Raw genomic sequence first — 5,805 nt, 5'->3', positions numbered from 1 at the left:
CACAGGCCCGTCCCTTCAGATGGACCAAGACCGCGGACCAGATCATCGACCGCATCTGCCGCTACTGCGACAGGATCTCCGGACCAGCTCACTAGGGGGCCTCCACCACCGGGTGGAGGTGTGCTCGGGGTCGGCCCCACCCCTCGGTGGGGCGAGCCTCCACCCTTCCGTCGCGTCAGGGTCAAGTCCCGGGCGCCGTGGGAAGCTTTCGTACCGGAGATGGATGCAAGGGGCACGGAGTGGGTTCGGGCAGCGGGCACGGGAGGGGATTTCCGGTGGGGAGTACGACACCTGCGATAAAGGGCGGCGCGAGCCGGCGACAGGACACCCGGCGGCGGGGGGCGGTCGTCGCCGCGCTGATGCTGGCGATGGCACTGGCGGCACTCGACTCCACCGTGGTCTCCACGGCAGTACCGCAGATCGTCGGGGACCTGGGCGGGTTCTCCGTCTTCTCCTGGCTGTTCTCCGGCTATCTGCTCGCCGTGACCGTCACGCTGCCGGTGTACGGCAAGCTGTCCGACACCTTCGGCCGCAAGCCGGTGCTGGTGGCCGGCGCGGCGGTGTTCCTGCTGGGCTCGCTGCTGTGCGCGGCGGCCTGGAACATGGGGGCGCTGATCGCGTTCCGGATCGTGCAGGGCCTGGGCGGCGGGGCGCTGCAGGGCACCGTGCAGACGCTCGCCGCCGACCTGTATCCGCTGGCGGAGCGCCCGAAGATCCAGTCGAAGCTGTCCACGGTGTGGGCGGTGTCGGCGGTCGCCGGACCGGGGCTCGGCGGGGTGCTCGCCGCGTACGCCGACTGGCGCTGGATCTTCCTGATCAACCTGCCGATCGGTGCCGCCGCGCTGTGGCTGATCGTGCGTCACCTGCACGAGCCGCAGCGGGAGCGGGCCGCCCACGCGCGCGTGGACTGGGCCGGCGCGCTCGCGGTGTTCGCGTGCGGCGGGGTGCTGCTGACCGCGCTGGTCCAGGGCGGGGTCGCCTGGCCGTGGCTGTCCACGCCGTCGCTGGCGCTGTTCGGCACGGGTCTGGCGCTGGTGGCCGTCGTGGTGGGGGTGGAGCGGCGGGCCGCCGCGCCGATCATCCCCGGGTGGGTGTGGCGGCGCAGGACGATCGCGGCCGTCAATCTGTCGCTGGGCGCGCTGGGGCTGCTGATGGTGGCACCGGCGGTGTTCCTGCCGACGTACGCCCAGTCGGTGCTCGGACTCGCGCCGGTGGCCGCCGGGTTCGTGCTGTCGGTGTGGACGCTGAGCTGGCCGCTGTCGGCGGCGCTCAGCCAGCACGTCTACCGGCGCATCGGCTTCCGGGACACCGCGCTGCTCGGCATCGGCCTGGCGACCCTCGTCCTGTGCGCGTTCCCGTTGCTGCCCTATCCCGGGTCGTGGTGGCAGCCGACGCTGCTGATGCTGCTGCTGGGCGGGGCGCTGGGGCTGTTCCAGCTGCCGCTGATCGTCGGGGTGCAGTCGACCGTGGGCTGGTCGGAGCGGGGCACCACGACCGCGTCCGTCCTCTTCTGCCGGCAGACCGGGCAGACCCTCGGCGCGTCCCTGTTCGGCGCCGTCGCCAACGGAGTGCTCGCGGCCCGGCTGGGCGGGGCCGGCGACCTCGACTCCGTCACGCGCGCGCTGGACGCCGGTACGGCCCCGGAGGCGACCCGGCGGGCCATCGCCGAGGCGGTGCACGCGGTGTACCTGGGCGCGGCGGGAGCGGCCGCGCTGGCCTTCCTGGTGCTCCTGTGCGTGGCACCGCGCCGCTTCCCGGTACTCAACGACTGAAGCCCGGCCCGCACGTGCCCTCCCGGAACCGCCGAAGCGAAGCGGCCCCCTTGCGCGCGCGGGGCCGCTACGGGGCGCGGAGCGGCCGGCACGGGTGCCTCGCGGCTCGCACGGGTGCCTCACGGCCGCACGACGCCTTGGAGTGCGGGACGGGTGCTCCGCGGGCTGCACGACCCCTTGGAGCGCGGGACGCGGAGCGGCTGGCACGGATGCCTCGCGGCCGCACGACGCCTTGGAGCGCGGGAGGCGGAGCGGCTGACACGGGTGCTTCGCGGCCGCACGACGCCTTGGAGTGCGGCACTGGTGCTCCGCGGGCTGCACGACGCCTTGGAGCGCGGGAGGCGGAGCGGCGCGTGCGGGGTGCTTCGGCGCGCGGACGGTGAACTGACCGCCGGGCGGCCCCGGACGGCTCCCGGCCCCCAGCCCCAGTCCCGCCCCCAGCCCCAGCCCCAGTCCCTGGACGACTTCCGCTGGTTAACGCGGGTAACACTGGTGGCCCACACGGTTTTGGGTTAGTAAGCGCATACCGACCGGCCAGTTCGGCGAAAACGCCGCGCGGTTCCGGGCTCGCGAGTAGCGTGCGTGGCTCCGCGCCCCCCACCTCCCTGCGGTCCGCCGCCACGGACCCGAGCCACGCAAGGAGCCCCGGGATGTCCTACGACCCGCCGCACCCGTCGTACACCTACCCCTGGCAGCCGGTCCCGCCCGGACCGCCCCGCCCACCCCACCGGCCGCACCGCGCACCCCTCGGCCACCACAGCGACCTGCGCATGCTGCGCAGCGCCTACCGCTGGCAGCGGCGTACCGCCACGCTGACGGCACTCGGCTACTTCACGCTGTTCCTCCTGCTGTCCGCCTGCGCGCCGGGCTTCATGACGAGCACGGTCGCCGACGGCATCCCCGCCGGCCTGCTGCTCGCCCTCCTCCAACTCCCGGTGACCTGGCTCGCGATCGTCCTGTACGAGCACACCGCGCGCCGGCACGTCGATCCGCTCGCGGACCACATCCGCAGGGCGGCCGAACTCGACGCGCGCCGGGGAGCCGGGCGATGACCACGACCGCGCTCGGCCCCGTCGGCCCGGGCCCGACCGGTTTCAGCGACTCGGCCCAGGCCATGTCCCTGGTCGCCTTCTCCACCGTCGCCACGGTGACCCTGCTGCTGTGCGTCATGACCGGACCCGACCGCGACGACCTCGACGAGTTCTACACCGGCTACGGCTCCCTCTCCCCGCTGCGCAACGGGCTCGCCATCGCCGGCGACTACATCTCCGCGGCCACCGTCCTCGGCACCGGCGGAGTGATCGCCCTGTGCGGGTACGACGGCGTCGTCCTCGCCCTCAGTACGGCACTGTCGCTGATGCTGATGATGTTCCTGCTCGCCGAACCCCTGCGCAACGCGGGCCGGTTCACCATGGGCGACGCGCTGGCCCGCCGGCTGCCGGGCCGTTGTGTGCGCATCACGGCGTGCGCGGTGACCATCGCCTCCCTGCTGCCGCTGATGCTGGTCCAACTGGCCGGGACCGGGCAGCTGATGGCGTTCCTCCTGGGCTTCACGAACGAGTCCCTGAAGACCGGATGCGTCGTGGGGGTCGGCGCCCTGATGATCGCCTATGCGGCGATCGGCGGCATGAAGGGCACCGCGCTCATCCAGATCCTGAAGATCGTGATGCTGGTCGGATCCGGCACCGTCGTCGCCCTGCTGATCCTGCACCGGTTCGACTGGGACCCGGGCGCCCTGTTCGCCGCGGCGTCCCGGCGGAGCGGGGCCGGGCCCGCCTTCCTGCACTCCGGGCTGCAGTTCGGCACCGACCCCGGGTCCCGCCTGGACATGATCGCCTCGCAGCTGACCGTGGTGCTCGGCGGCGCCTGCCTGCCGCACATCACCATGCGCATGTACACCGCCTCGAGCGCCCGTCAGGTCCGCCGCTCGATGTCCTGGGCGGTGTCGATCGTCGCCCTGTTCGTGCTGGTCATCACCGTGATCGGCTTCGGCGCCACGGCCCTGGTCGGGCGTACCGTGATCTCCGCGGCCGATCCGCAGGGCAACACGGCCTATCTGCTGGGCTCGCGGGCGGCGTTCGGCGCCGACGTGTCGACGGCGGAGAGCTTCCTGTTCACCATGGTCACCGCCGCGATCTTCCTGACACTGCTCGCCTCGGTGGCCGGGATGATCCTCGCCTGCGCCAACTCCCTCGCCCACGACGTCTTCTCCGCGCGCGTGCAGGAGATGCCGGCCCGCCGCGAGATGACCCTGGCCCGCGTCTCCGCGCTCGCCATAGGCGTCCCGACCATCCTGCTGGCCACCCTGGTGCAACGGCACAGTCTGCAGCCCCTGGTGACGCTCTCCTTCTGCCTGGGCGCCTCCGCCCTCGCTCCCGCCCTGGTCTACGGCCTCTTCTGGCGCCGCTACACGCGCTGCGGGCTGCTGGGCACACTGATCGGCGGCTCGTCGACCGTGCTGCTGCTCATGCCGGGCACCAACCTCGTCTCCGGCTCGCCGGTCTCGGCCTTCCCGCACGCCGACTTCAACTGGTTCCCGTTCACCACGACCGGACTGGTCTCCATCCCGGCCGGGTTCCTCTTCGGCTGGCTGGGCACGGTGGTGTCGGGCCGTGCCCAGGCGGAGCAGCAGCGGCGCCAGTACGAGGCGGTGGAGGAACGGATCCTGGCCGGGGTGGTGCGCGAGTGACGCGTCCGCACCGGGCGGGAGGGGCAACGGCTATTCCAGGGTGGCCCGGCCCGTCAGGGAGGTCAGACTGCTGCGCACGTTGTCCATGTGCGCCCGTACGACGTCCCAGGTCTCACTGTGCTCGCGCAGCACCTGTTCCGTCTCGCGGGCGATCTGCTCCTCACGCGCGCGTGCGTCGGCGATGATCTCGGCGGCACGCGCGCGTGCCTCCTCCGGGATGCGGCGCGCGTACTCCTCGGCCTCAGCGAACAGACGTTTGGCCTCGGCCAGATCGTGTTCGGTCCGGCTGACCCGGTCGGCGAATCCGGCGTCCACCGCGGCCGCCGCCTCCGCCTCCTCGCGCTCCACCTCCGCCCACCGCTCGGCCTGCTCCCGGGTCTGCTCGGCGAGCAGGCCGGTGATGCGCTCCCGGACCTCACGCAACCCGGCGACGGCTTCGACCCGCTCTTCCTTCACCTCGCGCCGGGCGCCGATGCGGAGTTCGTCGGCCTCGGCGTGCGCGGCGAGGAGCAGTTGGCGGGCGCCTTCGTCCGCTTCCGCGCGCAGGGCGTCCGCATCCTCCTGCGCCTCACGGCGCAGGTCCTCGGCGTGCGCCTCGATCCGCGTGAGATACCCGTGCACCTCACGCCGCGTGCGCGCACGCAGGTCCGCCGCCTCGTCCAGCACGGCCTGGAACAGGCGCCGGGCGCCCTCACCGAGCGTCTCGTACGTCTGCGGCGTGAGCTGGGAGACGGTCTCGCGCATCCGCGCGGCCTCCGCCTCCATGTCCTTGGCGAGCACGGTCAGGCGCGCCGCGCGCTCCCACGCGGCGTCGCGGTCCTGCGAGAGCGCCTCCAGGTACGCGTCGACCTGGTCGGGACGGTAGCCGCGCCCCCGGACCGTCACGCAGTCGTGCGGCGACATCGATGCGCTGCTCACCTGGGAGCCCCTCTCCACCGGACATGCACGACAGGATGATTTCGCGCATATCCTGCTGGATCGGGTGTAAGTGTTCATAACGCGACACTCCGCCGTCAGGGCACGGCCGGAACGTCGCACTTCACGATCGGCGTGGCGCGCGGGGACGACCGGCGCGCCTCCCCCACATGGGCGTACCCGGCCGCAAGGACACGCCCAGTGGCGCCGGCCGGAACTCGCCGCCCGGCCGGGCGGACGGGCGGGCGGGAGTAGGCGGCCGGCCGGGAGCGGGCGGCCGGCCGGGAGCGGGCGGCCGATCGGGAGCGGCCGGTCAGGCCGACAGGCGGTCGAGCGGTCAGGCGGTCAGGCGGTCAGGCGGTCAGGCGGTCAGGCGGTCAGGCGGTCAGGCGGTCAGGCGGTCAGGCGGTCAGGCGGTCAGGCGGTCAG

At 73.1% G+C, this 5,805-nt stretch carries 4 protein-coding genes; 3 read left to right on the top strand and 1 reads right to left on the bottom strand.

Features of this window, described 5'->3' with window-relative positions; all coding sequences use genetic code 11:
• The first annotated feature begins 275 nt into the window (after positions 1–275).
• The 3 genes from ABVB68_RS02385 to ABVB68_RS02375 all read left to right on the top strand — a co-directional run bounded on the left by ABVB68_RS02385 (position 276) and on the right by ABVB68_RS02375 (position 4,461).
• Positions 276–1,772, top strand: coding sequence for an MFS transporter (locus ABVB68_RS02385; RefSeq protein ID WP_353599126.1), 1,497 nt, complete (start codon positions 276–278; stop codon positions 1,770–1,772).
• 650 nt (positions 1,773–2,422) lie between these two features.
• Positions 2,423–2,824: a DUF485 domain-containing protein gene (locus tag ABVB68_RS02380; protein WP_353599125.1), complete on the top strand. Its 402-nt coding sequence runs from the start codon at positions 2,423–2,425 to the stop codon at positions 2,822–2,824.
• On the top strand, positions 2,821–4,461 hold the full coding sequence (locus ABVB68_RS02375; RefSeq protein WP_353599124.1) for a sodium/solute symporter: 1,641 nt from the start codon (positions 2,821–2,823) through the stop codon (positions 4,459–4,461). The genes ABVB68_RS02380 and ABVB68_RS02375 overlap by 4 nt, the downstream gene beginning before the upstream one ends.
• 30 nt (positions 4,462–4,491) lie before the next feature.
• Here ABVB68_RS02375 and ABVB68_RS02370 read toward each other — a convergent pair whose 3' ends face one another.
• Positions 4,492–5,379, bottom strand: a complete 888-nt coding sequence (locus ABVB68_RS02370) for a cellulose-binding protein (protein WP_503005996.1) — start codon at positions 5,377–5,379, stop codon at positions 4,492–4,494.
• Positions 5,380–5,805 lie beyond the last annotated feature (426 nt).

It is taken from the genome of Streptomyces sp. NPDC096012 (assembly GCF_040426375.1).
In the GTDB taxonomy this organism is placed as follows: domain Bacteria; phylum Actinomycetota; class Actinomycetes; order Streptomycetales; family Streptomycetaceae; genus Streptomyces.
The sequence above is the reverse complement of the archived record's forward strand: the minus strand, read 5'-3'. Positions and strand labels throughout refer to the sequence as shown.

Coding starts and splice junctions, on each gene's coding strand:
- ABVB68_RS02380 (WP_353599125.1), top strand. CDS start 2,423: ATGTCCTACGACCCGCCGCACCCGTCGTACACCTACCCCTGGCAGCCG.
- ABVB68_RS02375 (WP_353599124.1), top strand. CDS start 2,821: ATGACCACGACCGCGCTCGGCCCCGTCGGCCCGGGCCCGACCGGTTTC.